Source organism: Rhodococcus sp. MH15, from assembly GCF_019266045.1.
GTDB classification, from domain to species: Bacteria; Actinomycetota; Actinomycetes; order Mycobacteriales; family Mycobacteriaceae; genus Rhodococcus_F; species Rhodococcus_F qingshengii.
In genome coordinates this window covers 63,425-78,975 of the sequence record NZ_LPNP01000060.1, presented here as the reverse complement: position 1 = coordinate 78,975, position 15,551 = coordinate 63,425, and the positions used below count along the sequence as shown (strand labels likewise).

At 64.1% G+C, this 15,551-nt stretch carries 15 protein-coding genes; 14 read left to right on the top strand and 1 reads right to left on the bottom strand.

Features of this window, described 5'->3' with window-relative positions; translation table 11 throughout:
* Positions 1-2 precede the first annotated feature (2 nt).
* Genes ATN37_RS07020 through ATN37_RS06985 form a run of 8 tightly spaced genes read left to right on the top strand, consistent with a single transcriptional unit; the run spans position 3 to position 8,357 of the window.
* On the top strand, positions 3-1,001 hold the full coding sequence (locus ATN37_RS07020; protein ID WP_063314819.1) for an ABC transporter permease: 999 nt from the start codon (positions 3-5) through the stop codon (positions 999-1,001).
* Positions 994-1,884, top strand: coding sequence for an ABC transporter permease (locus tag ATN37_RS07015; RefSeq protein ID WP_042925872.1), 891 nt, complete (start codon positions 994-996; stop codon positions 1,882-1,884). The genes ATN37_RS07020 and ATN37_RS07015 overlap by 8 nt, the downstream gene beginning before the upstream one ends.
* Positions 1,881-3,503, top strand: a complete 1,623-nt coding sequence (locus ATN37_RS07010; RefSeq protein ID WP_063314818.1) for an ABC transporter ATP-binding protein — start codon at positions 1,881-1,883, stop codon at positions 3,501-3,503. The genes ATN37_RS07015 and ATN37_RS07010 overlap by 4 nt, the downstream gene beginning before the upstream one ends.
* Positions 3,490-4,608 (top strand): LLM class flavin-dependent oxidoreductase, encoded by a 1,119-nt coding sequence (locus ATN37_RS07005; protein WP_063314817.1) that lies wholly within the window; start codon positions 3,490-3,492, stop codon positions 4,606-4,608. Before ATN37_RS07010 ends, ATN37_RS07005 begins: the two co-directional genes overlap by 14 nt.
* 24 nt (positions 4,609-4,632) lie before the next feature.
* Complete coding sequence (locus ATN37_RS07000) at positions 4,633-6,003, top strand: NtaA/DmoA family FMN-dependent monooxygenase (RefSeq protein ID WP_063314816.1); 1,371 nt, start codon at positions 4,633-4,635, stop codon at positions 6,001-6,003.
* Positions 6,000-6,824, top strand: a complete 825-nt coding sequence (locus ATN37_RS06995) for a DUF1684 domain-containing protein (protein ID WP_042452128.1) — start codon at positions 6,000-6,002, stop codon at positions 6,822-6,824. The genes ATN37_RS07000 and ATN37_RS06995 overlap by 4 nt, the downstream gene beginning before the upstream one ends.
* Entirely contained in the window at positions 6,821-7,963 is a 1,143-nt protein-coding gene (locus ATN37_RS06990; protein ID WP_075832550.1) for an LLM class flavin-dependent oxidoreductase, read from the top strand. Before ATN37_RS06995 ends, ATN37_RS06990 begins: the two co-directional genes overlap by 4 nt.
* A 28-nt stretch (positions 7,964-7,991) precedes the next feature.
* The gene (locus tag ATN37_RS06985) at positions 7,992-8,357 is read left to right on the top strand and encodes a nucleoside deaminase (protein ID WP_256933184.1); all 366 of its coding nucleotides are present in this window, start codon (positions 7,992-7,994) and stop codon (positions 8,355-8,357) included.
* Between the two features lie 30 nt (positions 8,358-8,387).
* Here the strand turns inward: ATN37_RS06985 and ATN37_RS06980 are convergent, their stop codons facing one another.
* A complete protein-coding gene (locus tag ATN37_RS06980; protein ID WP_003944347.1) occupies positions 8,388-9,329 on the bottom strand; it encodes an alpha/beta hydrolase family protein in 942 nt (313 codons plus the stop codon).
* 115 nt (positions 9,330-9,444) lie between these two features.
* Between ATN37_RS06980 and ATN37_RS06975 the strand changes: the two genes are divergently transcribed.
* From ATN37_RS06975 to ATN37_RS06950, 6 genes are all read left to right on the top strand, one after another.
* Positions 9,445-10,179 (top strand): hypothetical protein, encoded by a 735-nt coding sequence (locus ATN37_RS06975; RefSeq protein ID WP_003944326.1) that lies wholly within the window; start codon positions 9,445-9,447, stop codon positions 10,177-10,179.
* Positions 10,179-10,652, top strand: a complete 474-nt coding sequence (locus ATN37_RS06970; RefSeq protein WP_003944375.1) for an RDD family protein — start codon at positions 10,179-10,181, stop codon at positions 10,650-10,652. The genes ATN37_RS06975 and ATN37_RS06970 overlap by 1 nt, the downstream gene beginning before the upstream one ends.
* Positions 10,649-10,996 carry a YidH family protein gene (locus tag ATN37_RS06965; RefSeq protein ID WP_003944317.1) on the top strand — a complete coding sequence of 116 codons (348 nt, stop codon included), beginning with the start codon at positions 10,649-10,651 and terminating at the stop codon, positions 10,994-10,996. Before ATN37_RS06970 ends, ATN37_RS06965 begins: the two co-directional genes overlap by 4 nt.
* Positions 10,997-11,091: 95 nt before the next feature.
* Positions 11,092-12,105, top strand: coding sequence for a glucose-6-phosphate dehydrogenase (coenzyme-F420) (gene fgd, locus ATN37_RS06960; RefSeq protein ID WP_003944371.1), 1,014 nt, complete (start codon positions 11,092-11,094; stop codon positions 12,103-12,105).
* 146 nt (positions 12,106-12,251) lie between these two features.
* The gene (gene pta, locus ATN37_RS06955) at positions 12,252-14,336 is read left to right on the top strand and encodes a phosphate acetyltransferase (protein ID WP_042452123.1); all 2,085 of its coding nucleotides are present in this window, start codon (positions 12,252-12,254) and stop codon (positions 14,334-14,336) included.
* On the top strand, positions 14,333-15,532 hold the full coding sequence (locus ATN37_RS06950; protein WP_047269457.1) for an acetate kinase: 1,200 nt from the start codon (positions 14,333-14,335) through the stop codon (positions 15,530-15,532). Before pta ends, ATN37_RS06950 begins: the two co-directional genes overlap by 4 nt.
* Positions 15,533-15,551 lie beyond the last annotated feature (19 nt).

Here is a 15,551-nt window from a genome sequence, read left to right as displayed (position 1 = left end):
TCATGACTCGATACGTACTCACCCGACTGGGCCAGGCCGCAGTGGTTCTGTGGGCCGCCTTCACCATCTCGTTCGTGATTCTGTTCCTCCTGCCGAGTGATCCCGTCAGCATGGCTGCCGACTCGTCCGGTCAGGGTGTTGCAGTGGATCAGGCTGCGCTCGATCAGCTTCGGGCACGGTACGGCTTGGACGAGTCGGTGTGGGTGCAGTACTGGACGTCGCTGACGAATGCTCTTCGCGGCGATTTCGGTACGTCCATCTCCACCGGTCAGTCGGTGACGGATGCCATCTTCTCGGCGCTGCCGAGCACTCTGGTCTTGGCAACCACCGCTTTGGTTCTGGCCGTGTTGTTCGGAGTGGCGATCGCGTTCTTCGCTGCCTACACCCGCAAGCGGTGGCTCGCGAATCTGTTGTTCTCGCTGCCGCCGCTGGGTGTGGCGGTGCCTACCTTCTGGGTTGGCCTGATTCTTCTGCAGCTGTTCTCGTTCCGTCTGCACATCTTCCCCGCTTTCGGAGACAAGGGATTCGCAACGGTGATTCTTCCGGCGATCACCTTGGCGATCCCGACCGGCGCGGTGATCGCGCAGGTGCTCACGACCAGCCTGCAGTCGACGCTACGTTCGCCGCACGTGGAGACTGCGTACGCCAAGGGCGCAAGCCGTTGGCGCGTGCAGACCCGTCACGCGTTGCGACTGGCGAGCATTCCGGCATTCACCATTGCCGGTGTGCTGGTCGGCACGCTGCTGGCGGGCTCGGTGGTTGTGGAAACGGTGTTCTCCCGCGCGGGCGTCGGCCGTCTGACACAGACGTCGGTGATGGCGCAGGACATCCCGGTGGTGCAGGGAGTCGTTGTGTTCGCCTCTCTCGTGTTCGTGCTCGTCAACCTCGCGGTCGACCTCTTCTACCCCTTGATAGATCCACGGATCATCCAGACGAAGAAGAGTCACACCGAAAAGTCGAATACCGAAAGCTCGACCGATCTGGAGCCGGCTCATGTCTGACACATTGATCGAACCCCTACTCCTCGATCCGACCGTCGAGGCGAAGGCACCTGTTGTTTCGCGCCGAAAGTCCACGGCCATCGGCTGGATCCGAAAGCCCGGCTTGGTGATTCCGGTGTTGATCGTGTTGCTTGCCATCGGCTTTGCCGTCGCACCCGGATTCTTTGCCAGCGGCGATCCGTTGTCCGGTGTCCCGGCGGACAAACTGCAGGGCCCGAGCCTGGCTCACTGGTTCGGAACCGACAATCTCGGTCGTGACCTGTACACACGGTTCGTGCACGGCGCCGCGCTGTCCCTGACCGCAACCTTGGTGGCGGTCGGAATCGCATTGGTGGCGGGATCGATAATCGGTTTGCTCGCGGGCTTTGTCGGTGGCGTCGTCGACGCCGTGCTGATGCGCATCGTCGACGTGCTGCTGTCCATTCCGGCGCTGCTGCTCTCGTTGGCACTGGTGACCGCACTCGGCTTCGGCACCATCAACGTCGCCATTGCTGTCGGCGTCAGTATGGTCGCCAATTTCGCGCGAGTGATGCGTGCCGAAGTGATGCGGGTGCGCGGAGCTCAGTACGTCGAGGCCGCGTTCAGTTCGGGTGTGCAGTGGCTCGGTGTCCTGCGTCGGCACGTGCTTCCCAACTCCTACGCGCCGGTGGTCGCGCTGTCCGCTGTCGAGTTCGGGCAGGCAGTACTGGCGGTGTCGGCTCTGAGCTTCTTGGGATTCGGCGCCGTTCCGCCTACCCCGGAATGGGGATCGCTGGTATCCGAGGGACGTAATTTCCTCGCCAATGCCTGGTGGATGACCACACTTCCCGGTCTCGCGATTGTCGCCGTGGTCATCTCGGCACACCGTATCGGCCACGAGATCGAAAGGAACAACCGGCGATGAGCACGACCGAGGAACAGTTGCTTTCCGTCACCGACTTACAGATCGCCTACGGCGCCGAGCCCGCGGTATCCGGCGTGAGCTTCACCGTCGGTCGGGGCGAAGTAGTTGCGGTGGTAGGGGAATCGGGTTCCGGTAAGTCGACCACGGCCCACGCGATATTGGGTCTGCTCGCCGGCAGTGGCCACGTCACCGGCGGGACCGTCGAGTTCGAGGGTGAACAGATCGACTCGTATTCCGACCGTGCGTGGCAGCGAATCCGCGGCGCGCGTATCGGTTTGGTGCCGCAGGATCCGACGACCTCGCTCAACCCGGTGACGAGGATCGGCGACCAGGTTGCAGAAGTCCTCCGGATCCACGGCCTCGCAGACCGTCGCAAAGCCCGGTTGGACGCCGTCGAGGTGCTCGAGCGCGCGGGTATCGACCGGCCGGAAATCCGAGCACGCCAGTACCCGCACGAGCTCTCCGGCGGTATGCGGCAACGCGTTCTGATCGGTATCGCGCTTGTCGCGACCCCGGCCCTCGTAATCGCCGACGAGCCGACCAGTGCTCTGGACGTCACGGTTCAACGGCGCATTCTCGACCATCTCGACGAGCGGATTGCCGAATCCGGTGCCGCCGTGCTCCTGATCACGCACGACCTGGGTGTGGCCGCAGACCGCGCGGACCGGATCCTGGTGATGCAGGGCGGCAGGATCGTCGAATCCGGCCGCACCGCGGATATTCTGGACAACCCGCGAGACGAGTACACGAAGAAACTTCTGAGCTCTGCGCCGAGCCTGTCCTCGGGACCAGTCGTTCGCCCGGTCCGCCAGGACACCAGCCCGCTGCTGACCCTGACGGGAATCACCAAGCACTTCAACGTCGGACGCGGGAGTTCGATCACCGCGGTGAACGAAGTGTCGCTGACTGTTCCGAGGGGTCAGACGGTGTCGCTGGTGGGGGAGTCGGGCTCCGGCAAGTCGACCACCGCACGCATTGTCGTGCGATTGGAGCAGGCGGATGCCGGCACCATCACCTTCGACGGCCAGGACATCACGAAGGTCAAGGGCAGCGACCTGCGTGAGCTGCGCCGAAGGATCCAGCTCGTGTATCAGAACCCCTATGCATCACTCGACCCGAAATTGTCCGTCCAGGACATCGTTGCGGAGCCGCTGCGGGCCTTCAAGGTTGGTGGACGCAGCCAGCAGCAGAGTCGTGCAGCAGAGTTGCTCGATCAGGTTGCACTTCCCGAGCAGTTCCTGAGCCGCAAACCGGACGAACTCTCGGGCGGCCAGCGTCAACGGGTGGCGATCGCTCGTGCGCTCGCTTTGAAGCCGGACCTGCTCGTTCTCGACGAACCTGTGTCCGCTCTCGACGTCTCGGTGCAAGCGCAGATTCTGGCGCTACTCGACGAATTGCAGCGAGAACTGGGCTTGACCTATCTCTTCATTTCCCACGATCTGGCGGTTGTTCGCCAGATCAGCGACGTCGTCGGCGTCATGCAGGCCGGGCGATTGCTCGAAATCGGCACTACCACCGAGATTTTCGACAATCCCCGAAACGAGTACACACGCACACTTCTCGAGGCGATCCCCGGGCGGGATCATTCGACACGAAAGGCCGAACATGTCCGAGCGTAGTTCCGGAGCATTCCTGGTCGGTCTCGAATTCGAGGGCACCGGAGCTCATCCGTACTCCTGGCGACGCGAGGACTCACGCGCCGAAGATCTGTTCACACCGTCGTACTGGGTGGACCTGGTGACCACCGCGGATCGGGGTGGGGTGGATCTGGCGTTCCTCCCTGACTCGTTCGGACTGCAATCCGAAGGCCGGCACGCAGTGCGCGGGAGATTGGAGGCGGTGGCAACTGCGGCGCGGCTGAGTGCCGTGACCTCGCGCATCGGTCTGATCCCCACTGCGACAGTCACGCACACCGAGCCGTTCCACATCTCCAAGGCCGTCGCGAGTATCGACTACTCGTCTGCTGGGCGGGCCGGTTGGCAGGTCGCGGTGTCCGACACCGCCGAGCAGGCGGCGTTGTTCGGCCGAAAGACAGTGCAGGGTCCTGAGTCTGCGTGGGAGGAAGCGTCCGAGGCTGTCGAGGTGGTCAGTCGGCTGTGGGACAGCTGGGAGGACGACGCCGAGATACGTGACGCTGCGAGCGGACGATTCATCGATCGGGACAAGCTGCACTACATCGACTTCGAGGGAAAGAACTTTTCCGTCAAGGGCCCGTCCATCACGCCGCGCTCCCCGCAGGGGCAGCCGCTGATCGCCGTCGACGCGAGCAGGCCGGAGGCTCGCGAACTCGCGGTTGCGCGCGGAGATCTGATTCGGATCTCGGCAACCGATCTCGCCGAGGCCAAAACTACGGCCAAGCTGGTCCACGCGAGTGCCGCCGCCCTCGGGCGCAGCGTGCGGGTTCTCCTCGACGTCGACGTGCTCCTCGGCGCCGATCGCGGTGCCGCCGACGACGCTTTGGCGGAACTCGAGGAATGGGCGGGAGCGCCGTATGCCCCGCACTCGCTGTTCTATCGCGGTGACAGCGCGGGTTTGACTGCGCTGCTGCGTGAGATCGGTGGGCTCGCCGGGATCGACGGTGTGGTTCTGCGTCCACTGGCGCTGGCCGCCGCCGTGGAGAAGATCGCGACGGACGTAGTGCCAACTCTCAATCCGCGACCGAGTACCGCCCCGACGCTGCGCGAGCGGTTGGGCTTCCAGTTGCCCGTCAATCAGTTCGCGTAGCGCGAGTAGAGAACAGGAACACCGATGACACAGAACAGGATTCGCAAGCAAGTCCATCTGGGCGCTCACTTTCCCGGCGTGAACAACACCACGGTGTGGACCGATCCGGCGTCCAAGAGTCAGATCGAGTTCAGCTCGTTCGAGCATCTCGCCCGCAGTGCCGAACGCGGATTGTTCGACTTCTTCTTCCTCGCAGAGGGTTTGCGCCTACGCGAGCATCAGGGCAAAATTCACGACCTCGACGTAGTCGGTCGCCCGGACACCTTCAGCATTCTCAATGCGGTTGCCGGTGTGACAACGCATCTCGGCCTGGCCGGGACGATCAACACCACATTCAACGAACCGTACGAGTTGGCCAAGCAGTTCTCGACGCTCGATCATCTCTCCGACGGCCGCGCCGCCTGGAACCTGGTCACCTCCTCGGACGCCTTCACCGGCGAGAACTTCCGCCGCGGTGGCTATCTGGAGCATTCCGAGCGGTATGCACGCGCCAACGAGTTGGTCGACGCAGTACGGACGCTGTGGGACAGCTGGAGCGTCGACCGTCCGATCGTCGACCGTGAGCGCGGTGTTTTCGCCACCAACCAGCAGGTCGGCCAGTTCCAGCACTCCGGTAAGCAGTTCGACATCGCCGGACGCTTCGAAGTTCCACGGAGTCCGCAGGGGCACCCAGTTCTGTTGCAGGCCGGTGACTCCGACGAAGGACGCGAGTTCGGCGCGGCCAAGGCCGATGCCATCTTCACCGGGCACGGAACGCTCGAAGCAGGCAAGGCGTTCTACGCCGACGTGAAGGGACGCCTGGCCAAGTACGGACGCACGCACGCAGACCTCAAGATTCTCCCCGCCGCCACCTTCGTGCTCGGTGACAACGCCGCGGACGCACAGGAGAAGGCGTATCACATCCGGCGGCAGCAGGTCGGACCCCAGACTGCCATCGCTTTTCTCGAACAGGTTTGGGGCAGAGACCTTTCCCAGTACGACGCCGACGGCCCGTTGCCGAAGGAAGATCCGTCGGACGACGTCAACATCACCCGTGGACGCGTCCGCCACGTCAAGGATCCGCGAGCGGTCGCAGATCAGTGGCGTGCCAAGGCCGAGGCCGAAAACCTCAGCATCCGTGAACTCATCATCGAAGTGACTGCCCGCCAACAGTTCGTGGGTAGCGCCGCCGAGGTCGCTGCCGAGATCGACAGCTACGTCCAGGGCGACGCAAGCGACGGATTCATCCTCGTTCCCCACATCACCCCCGCGGGCCTCGACGAGTTCATCGACACCGTCGTACCGGAACTTCAGGACCGCGGCAGTTTCCGGACCGAGTACTCAGGAACCACCCTGCGCAGCCATCTCGGGCTGCGCCACCCGCACGAGCAGGCTGAAGGAGTCCGCGCATCATGACCGTTACCGACACTTCCACCAGCACCTTCACCGGCGATTGGAATGCCTGGCACGCCTCACGCGACGCCACCTTCGGCGAACCCCTCGGCTGGCTGAGCCTGACTGCGTTGCATTGGCTGGTGGATACCGATTCCACCTTCGCGGACCTGCCCGGTGCATGGCGCGCCGACGCGAATGCCGTTGTCGTCACCGCGACGCCGGCCGACGACCTCTCGATCGACGGCGTCGCAGTAGACGGTTCGGCCACTCTGAATCCGATCGAGGGGGCGCCGGGACTGATCGTCAAGCAGGGCGCGCGGTTGGTCGAGGTCATCCGCCGCACCGGCGAGGTGGCTCTGCGGATCCACGATTCGTCGGCCCCGGCTTTGGCGCAGTTCAGTGGTATCCCGACCTTCGAGCCGAACCCGCAGTGGCGCATCGAGGGTGTCTTCACAGCTTTCGAGGAGGCTCGCACGGTGACGACAGGTGCGGTCGTCGAGCGCCTCGAGCATCATCACGACGCCCGCGGAACCATCAGCTTCGAACACGACGGTGCAACGCATACGCTGATTGCGTTCGCGGGCAGGGACAACGGCTTTCACATCCTGTTCACCGACGCGACCAGTGGTGTGTCCACCTACCCGGCCGCCCGCTCGCTGCACGTGAGCGCACCTGAACCCGGTGGCGCGGTAGTCCTCGATTTCAATCGGGCGTCGAACCTGCCCTGCGCGTTCACCGATTACGCGACGTGCCCGGTGGCCCCCGCCGAGAACCGCCTGGCGTTCGCGGTGGAAGCCGGCGAGAAGACACCGGACACCCGCTCCGAAAGCGGACCGAGGTGAGCGCGCCGCTGTCCGTACTCGACCTCTCGCCGATCAGTGAGGGCGGAACGGCCCGCCAGGCTTTGCGGAACTCGCTGGACCTCGCTCGTTCTGCCGAAGCGTGGGGATACAAGCGTTACTGGGTCGCCGAACACCACTTCGTCGGTGTTGCCTCTTCGTCGCCAGCAGTGCTTGTCGGGCTGATCGCGGCCGCCACCAACACCATTCGCGTCGGCTCGGCCGCCGTGCTGCTGGGCAACAACACGGCGGCTCAGGTGGTCGAGGCCTTCGGTACCGTCGAAGCGTTGTATCCGGGTCGTATCGATCTCGGCATCGGGCGCAGCGGACAGCGTCGGGTGGAGGCACTTCGCGCGGTCGCTGCCGGAACGCCTGCGCCGGCAGAATCGAAGCGAGAGAACGTCGTACGCGACGGCGTCGTGATCCCGGCGCCCTTCGATCCAACCGGTCTTCTCACGTCACCGCGATTGCAGGCGTCGTTCGAGGCATTGGCGTTTCCGGGCGCGCAGGCGCCCGATTTCGAGCAGCAGGTCGACGACATACGCTCGCTCCTGAACGGTACCTACAGAACCCGCGACGGCATCGAATTGCACGCCAGTCCCGGCGAGAATGCCGACGTCGAACTGTGGGTGTTCGGAAGCAGCGCGGGCCCCAGTGCCGAGCTCGCCGGACGACTCGGATTGCCGTTCGGTGCGAATTACCATGTGGCGCCGTCGAGTACGCTCGATGCCGTCGAGGCATACCGCACAGCATTCCGTCCGTCGGACGTCCTGTCGGAGCCGTATGTCGTCGTGTCCGCGGATGTTGTTGCTGCGGAAGACGATGCGACGGCGAGAGAGTTGGCGTCGACCTTCGCGCACTGGACGCACAGCATTCGCAGCGGACACGGCGCCATCCCGTACCCCGATCCGGCCACAGCGCTCCCACTTTCCGACGCCGACACAGCAGTGGTGGAGGATCGGCTGATCACGCAGTTCGTCGGTTCACCGTCTACCGTCGCCGACAGGCTCGACAGTTTGCAGAAGCTCACCGGAGCGGACGAATTGGTAATCACCGGGGTGACCCATCGGCACGAGGATCGTCTGCGCTCGTACGAGCTGCTTGCCAAGGAATGGGGACTACCCGCACTACTGGCAGCGTGAGTTTGCCTTGGTCCATTAGTGTCGAGTGATGTTTTCACCTCGAGATGCCCTTGCGGTTGCTCTTGACGTAGCGCGTGAGGGCATGGAGCTCGGGGAGATGCCGATCGGCGCAGTCGTGTTCGACGACGACCGTGTGCTCGGGCGGGCGTATACGCAAGAACGGGCACTCGGCCGACGGGTAGTCCATGCGGACCTTCAAGCGCTCTTGCAGGCCGACGAGGCTCTCGGAATTACTCGAGCGTCCGGTGAATTGACATTGGCGGTCAATCTCGAACCATGTCTCATGTGTATGGGTGCCGCGATCACGCTCGGTGTGACCCGGGTGTGGTTCGCTGAATACGCCACCGGCACTGGCCCCGCCGGGATGCGGGACTGGGCGCGCAGTCTCACCTGACGCCATGGCTTGTAAGGAGGGCCGTGAGGCTCACGCCCCGATAGCGCCCGCGATCATCGGCCACGACGCGCGCATGTCGGCTTCGAAGAGCCCCCAGGTGTGGGTGCCTTCGGGTCGGAAGCTGAACGTCGCGGGAATGCCGAGCTGACCGAATCGCCCCTGCAGGGCAGCGGTGCACATGTTGGTGATGCCTTCGAGGACCGCGCCGGGAACGACGCCGGCGGCCATAGCCAGCGAGTTGATTCCGTCCACCGGGCCGGGGAGGCCGTTGCCGGTCGAGATGAACAGCGCTGTGCCACGCAGTTTCTCGGCGTTGATCAACGGGTCGTGCGCCGCCCACTGCGGGCTACCCCACGGCCCCCACATGTTGGCCGCGTTGCCGCCGCCGAGTATCTCGACCATCGAGCGCACCGCTGCCTGGCCGAGCGGGTCGCCGGCGCGCGGACAGCCGCTGTACGAGCCGACTGCGCGGTAGGTGCCCGGCGACTGGATCGCGAGGTCCAGAACCGGTCCGCCGGCCATCGACACACCGCCGAGTGCGTTGACACCGGTCGTGTTGTACCGAGCGTTGACCGCCGCCGGTAGTTCCTTGGTGAGGTACGTCTGCCACTTGTTACGGCCCAGCACCGGATCGTCGGCGTTCCAGTCGGTGTACATGCTGAACTTGCCGCCGACCGGCATGACCACGTTGACGTGTTTGTCGTCGAAGAAGTCACGAACTCCGGTGTTGTTGAACCACGAGATCCCGTCCTCGCCGCCGCCGACACCGGTCAACAGATAGAAGGTCGGGGCCGGGCCTCCTCCGGCCGGCGAAATCACGTCGTTGGCGATCCAGCGGTCCATCGAGGGGGAGTAGACGTCGATGCGACTGACCACGGAATCCGCGCTCGCGGTCGGCGCGCTGAGGCCGAGAAAGCCGGCGGCCATGGCCACCGCCATCGTCAGCCGAACCGTGAAACGACGTGTCTTCATATTTCCCCCCAGGCGCAAGCCGGACAGCGTATTTGTGCCTTCCAACAGTGGCACAATGCGAAGAGGAGTGACGAATGTCCGGGTAACAGTCGTATAAGAAGATGGAGACAATTGCGTGGGATCGCAGTCGCACCACCCCGAATCCGACGTGATTCGGCTGGCCTTCGGGCTGGCCGCGATCACGGCTGGTGCGGCGCGCAGAACCGCTGGTCTCGCACTTGATTCCGTGCAGCGGATCCCTGTCGTCGGTGACGCACTCGACGGCGCGATCACCCAGGTCACCACTCGCGGCACGGAAGCGATGCACTCGACCGTGGAGTTCGCCGACTCGACCTTGCGGACGGTGATCAAAGCTGTCGTCGACGCTGCTCTGTCCGAAGTCGACATCACCAAGATCGTCGTCGACCACGTGGACATCGACAAGATCGCCGAGAACATCGACGTGGACAAGATTGCCGAACGGGTCTCGCTCGAACCGATCATCGACCGGGTCGACGTGGACGAGATCGCAAGCCGCCTCGACGTCAAAGCGGTGATCGATCGCCTCGATCTCGACGGGATAGTCGACACGGTCGACCTCGAACGCCAGGTCAACCGCATCGACCTCGTCAAGATCGCCGACCAGGTCATCGAGGGCGTCGACCTGCCCCAGATGATTCGTGAATCGACCGGTTCACTCTCCACGGAAGCCGTGCACGGAGCTCGAGTGCAGGGCATGCAGGCGGACGACGCTGTCGCCGGCTTCGTCGGGCGACTCTTCGGCCGCGACAACGCACCGTCATCAGATAAACCGTCACCAGAAAAACCGTCGACAGAGACCGATCCGAAGACGAACGCAGGCGAACGCTAGTGGCCCAGGAGAGTTCCGGCCCAGCCGGCATCGTCACCCGTGGACTCGCCGGACTGATCGACCTGGGCGTCGTCCTGCTCCTGATGGGTTCCGTGTACGTGGGCTTCGCCTTCGTCCGACTGCTCTTCTCGCCACAGAGCTTCACTTTCTCGGAACCGGGAATCTTCCTGTCCACGACGGCATTTCTCGGTGTCTCGGTGGCGTATCTGACCGCCTGCTGGGCGACCACCGGTCGGACCGTCGGGTCCCTCGTGATGGGGCTGCGGGTGATCACGTCCGGGCATCGCCTCGTGCGCTGGCCGTTGGCCTTCATCCGTGCGGTGCTCTGCGTGCTCTTCGCCTTCGGATTGCTGTGGTCGGCGGTCGATCGACGACGACGTTCGTTGCAGGACATCGTTCTGCGCACCGAGGTCGTCTACGACTGGCGTCAGGACCCGGATCTGGTGGCACCGCACGGAGGTGAGCACGCATGAGTGAACCGAACCGCCCGGACGAGCGCTTCACCCTTGCCAGCGAGCGCACCTTCCTCGCCTGGATGCGTAGCTCACTCGCCCTGCTGGCCGGAGGCATCGCCGTCGTCCAATTGGTACCGGAATGGAGTACCGGGTGGGTTCGCACGACTCTCGGTCTGACCCTGATCGCACTCGCGGCGGCAGCCGCACTGGTAGGTATGCGACGCTGGCTACAGGTGAAGAAGGCGCTCGAGGACGGAGCGGCGATGCCGGAACCGCACGCATTGTGGCTGTTTGCACTGGCACTGGCCGGGGTTGCCGTCGCAGCCGGCGTGGCAACGGTGGTCACCAGCCTCGCTCGCTGAGATACGCAGAGAAGTCCCAGCGGTGTCTGGATAGTCTGCAAAGAACGTGAAGCATGTCAGAGAAGTAAACGAAACAGACGACAAGGGAGTGCACGGTGGCGCAGGAACTCAAGCTCGGATACAAGGCATCGGCTGAGCAATTCGGCCCTCGCGAACTGGTAGAGCTGGCAGTTCTGGCAGAGCAGCACGGCATGGATTCCGTTGCGGTGAGCGATCATTTCCAGCCGTGGCGCCACAACGGTGGCCACGCACCGTTCTCGCTCGCCTGGATGACCGCCGTCGGTGAGCGCACCGAGCGCGTGCAGATCGGCACGTCCGTGATGACGCCGACGTTCCGCTACAACCCGGCAGTCATCGCTCAGGCGTTCGCGACGATGGGATGTCTCTACCCGGGACGCATCATGCTCGGCGTCGGCAGCGGTGAGGCTCTCAACGAGATCGCCACCGGCTTCCAGGGCGAGTGGCCCGAGTTCAAGGAACGCTTCGCGCGGCTGCGTGAGTCCGTGCGGTTGATGCGTGAGCTGTGGCTGGGCGATCGTGTCGACTTCGAAGGCGAGTACTTCACCACTCGGGGCGCGTCGATCTACGACGTTCCCGAGGGCGGCATTCCCGTGTACATCGCGGCCGGCGGACCCGTTGTCGCCCGGTACGCGGGACGTGCCGGTGACGGCTTCATCTGCACCTCCGGAAAAGGCATGGAGCTCTACACCGAGAAGCTGCTTCCAGCCGTTGCCGAGGGCGCAGCCAAGGCCGAGCGCGACGTCGCCGACATCGACAAGATGATCGAGATCAAGATCAGCTACGACACCGATCCGGAGGCTGCACTCGAGAACACCCGCTTCTGGGCTCCGCTGTCCCTGACGCCGGAGCAGAAGCACAGCATCGAGGATCCGATCGAAATGGAAGCCGCTGCCGACGCTCTGCCCATCGAGCAGGTGGCCAAGCGTTGGATCGTCGCTTCCGATCCGGACGACGCCGTCGAGCAGGTCAAGGCCTACGTCGATGCCGGTCTCAATCACCTGGTGTTCCACGCACCGGGCCATGATCAGCGCCGGTTCCTCGAACTGTTCGAGCGTGACCTCGCGCCTCGCTTGCGTGCTCTGGGCTGATCCTCGAGATCAACTGAACGGTGTCTGCCACTCGACGTGTGGCAGGCACCGTTCGTCTTTCTCGTAGCCGCCGGTTGTCGGCACGAGCGTGAGCGTGACCACGATCAGTGGCAAGGTGGGCGGCGGCCCACACTAGGCTGTTGGGCATGCCAGAAGCGCCCGCTGCCGTGTCGAGTGTCTACGTTGCCTCTCCTGAAGGTGACACCGGAAAATCCACCATCGCGCTTGGCGTGCTGCAGATGCTGTGCGCGACCGTCGCCCGGGTCGGTGTCTTCCGCCCGATCGCCCGCTCTACCGAGGAAACCGACTACATCCTCGAACTGCTGCTCGAGCACACCACCGCCGATCTCTCCTACGCCGACGCACTCGGCGTCACCTACGAGCAGGTTCACGCCGATCCTGAAGCCGCGCTGGCCGACATCGTCGCGAAGTACCACACCGTGGCCGAGCAGTGCGACGCCGTCGTCATCATCGGAAGTGACTACACCGACGTAGCAAGCCCGAGCGAGCTGAGCTTCAACGCCCGCATCGCCGTGAACCTCGGCGCGCCGGTTCTGCTGGCGGTACGCGGCGCTCGGCGCAGTGTCGAGGAGGTCGCCCAGCTCGCGCATCTATGCGCCGCCGAGTTGGCCGCCAACCACGCTCATCTGCTCGCGGTCGTCGCCAATCGTTGCGATCCCGACAAGCTCGACGAGGTCACCGCAGCGCTGTCCGACATCGGTGTTCCGACGTGGAGCCTGCCGGAGATTCCGTTGCTCGTCTCGCCCACGATGGCCGAGTTGATGGAGGCCACCGGCGGCGAGTTGTATTCGGGTGACCCGGAACTGCTGCACCGCGAAGCGCTGAAGGTGATGGTGGGCGGCATGACCGCCGAGCACATCCTCGAGCGTCTGGTCGAGGGCATGGTCGTCATCGCACCGGGTGACCGCTCGGACGTGCTGCTCGCGTTGCTCAATGCGCATGAGGCGGAGGGATTTCCGTCGCTCGCGGGCATCATCATGAATGGCGGGATCACGCCGCACCCGGCCATCGCGGCGTTGATGGCCGGCCTCAAACAGCGTCTTCCGATTCTCACGACAACCCTCGGCACTTTCGACACCGCAAGCGCCGCAGCCCAAACCCGCGGACGCGTGGCAGTCGGTTCGCAGCGCAAGGTGGACACCGCGTTGAGCTTGATGGAACAGCGCGTCGACGCCGACGTCCTGATGGACCGACTGGCACTGCCGATCCCGTCCGTCGTGACCCCACAGATGTTCGAGTACAAGCTGATCGACCGTGCTCGACGCGATCGCAAGCACATCGTCCTGCCTGAGGGTGACGACGACCGGATCCTGCGCGCGGCCGGCCGGTTGCTGCAGCGCCAGGTTGCCGACCTGACGATCCTCGGTGACGAACCCAGTGTGCGTCGACGCGCAGCGGAACTCGGCGTCGACATCAGTGGCGCGCAGGTACTCGCACCCGCGCAGTCCGAGTACACCGAGCGCTTCGCACAGGAATACACCGCGCTGCGTGCTCACAAGGGCATGACCATCGAGCGGGCCCGCGAGGTGATCGCCGACATCTCGTACTTCGGAACGATGATGGTGCACTTGGGAATTGCCGACGGCATGGTGTCCGGCGCTGCACACACCACCGCTCACACGATTCGACCCTCGTTCGAGATCATCAAGACCGCCCCCGGTGTCTCGACGGTCTCGAGCATCTTCCTGATGTGCCTGGCCGACCGCGTTCTCTCCTACGGTGACTGCGCCGTGGTTCCGGACCCGACGTCGGAGCAGTTGGCGGACATCGCGATCTCGTCCGCACAGACGGCGTCGCAGTTCGGGATCGATCCGCGCATCGCGATGCTCTCGTACTCCACCGGGGATTCGGGCAGCGGAGCCGACGTCGACAAGGTTCGCACCGCGACCGCTTTGGTGCGCGAGCGTCGACCGGATCTGTTGGTGGAAGGGCCCATTCAGTACGACGCCGCCGTCGAGCAGAGTGTCGCCGACAAGAAGATGCCGGATTCGCTGGTGGCGGGCAAAGCAACGGTGTTCGTGTTCCCGGACCTGAACACCGGCAACAACACGTACAAGGCAGTGCAGCGTAGCGCCGGTGCTATCGCCGTCGGGCCGGTTCTGCAGGGACTGAACAAGCCGGTCAACGACCTCTCGCGTGGAGCGTTGGTCCAGGACATCGTCAACACCGTGGCTATCACGGCAATACAGGCACAGGGAGCGCAAGCGTGAGCGACGGCACCGTACTGGTCATCAATTCCGGCTCGTCATCCATCAAATTTCAACTCGTGCATCCGGATACGGCGGAATCGGTGGCGCACGGTCTCATCGAGCGCATCGGTGAGCCCGACGGCCACATCGTCTACAACCACCGCACCGGAGTCGAAGACCGGAGCCTTCCGATCGCCGATCACCGCGCAGGTCTGAAGATGGTGCTCGACATCGTCGCCGAGGTCGGGCGGCCGCTGAGTGAGGCCGGAATCATCGCAGTCGGTCACCGAGTCGTGCACGGTGGTGACATCTTCTATTCGCCGACTCTCATCGACGACGGCGTCGTGAAAGCCATCGCGGATTTGTCGAACCTTGCGCCGCTGCACAATCCAGCCAACGTGATCGGTATCGAGGTGGCGCGCGAAGAACTGCCAGACGTTCCGCACGTCGCAGTGTTCGACACCGCCTTCTTTCACACACTGCCCGCGGCGGCGTCCACCTATGCGATCGATCGGGATGTGGCCAAGGCCAACCAGATTCGCCGGTACGGCTTCCACGGGACCTCACACGAATACGTGTCTGGACGGGTCGCGGAGTTCCTCGGCAAGGATCCGGCCGAGCTGAATCAGATAGTTCTGCACCTCGGAAACGGCGCTTCGGCCTCGGCAATCAAGGGCGGCAAGGCCATCGACACCACGATGGGCCTCACCCCGCTCGAGGGTCTTGTCATGGGCACCCGCAGCGGCGACATCGATCCAGGCATCATCTTGCACCTCAACCGCAACTCGGGAATGAAGGTCGACGAGATCGACGACCTCCTCAACCGGCGCTCCGGTTTGAAGGGACTGTCGGGAGTCAACGATTTCCGTGCCCTGCTCGCACTGATCGAGGGCGGCGACCAAGACGCACAACTTGCGTACGACGTTTACGTGCACATGCTCCGTAAGTACATCGGCGCCTTCATCGTTCAACTCGGTGGCGTCGACGTCATCACCTTCACCGGCGGCGTCGGGGAGAACAACGTCGACGTACGACGCGACAGCCTGGCCGGGCTTTCCCGTCTCGGTATCGAGGTCGATCCGGCTCTCAACGAGGCGAAGAGTCGCGACGAGCGTCGTATCTCCGCATCCTCGTCGGCCGTCGAGGTGCTGGTGGTCCCCACCAACGAGGAGTTGGCGATCGCCCGCGCGGCGAAGGCTTTGGTGGCCGCACTATAGGTTTCTGCAGCACTGTAAA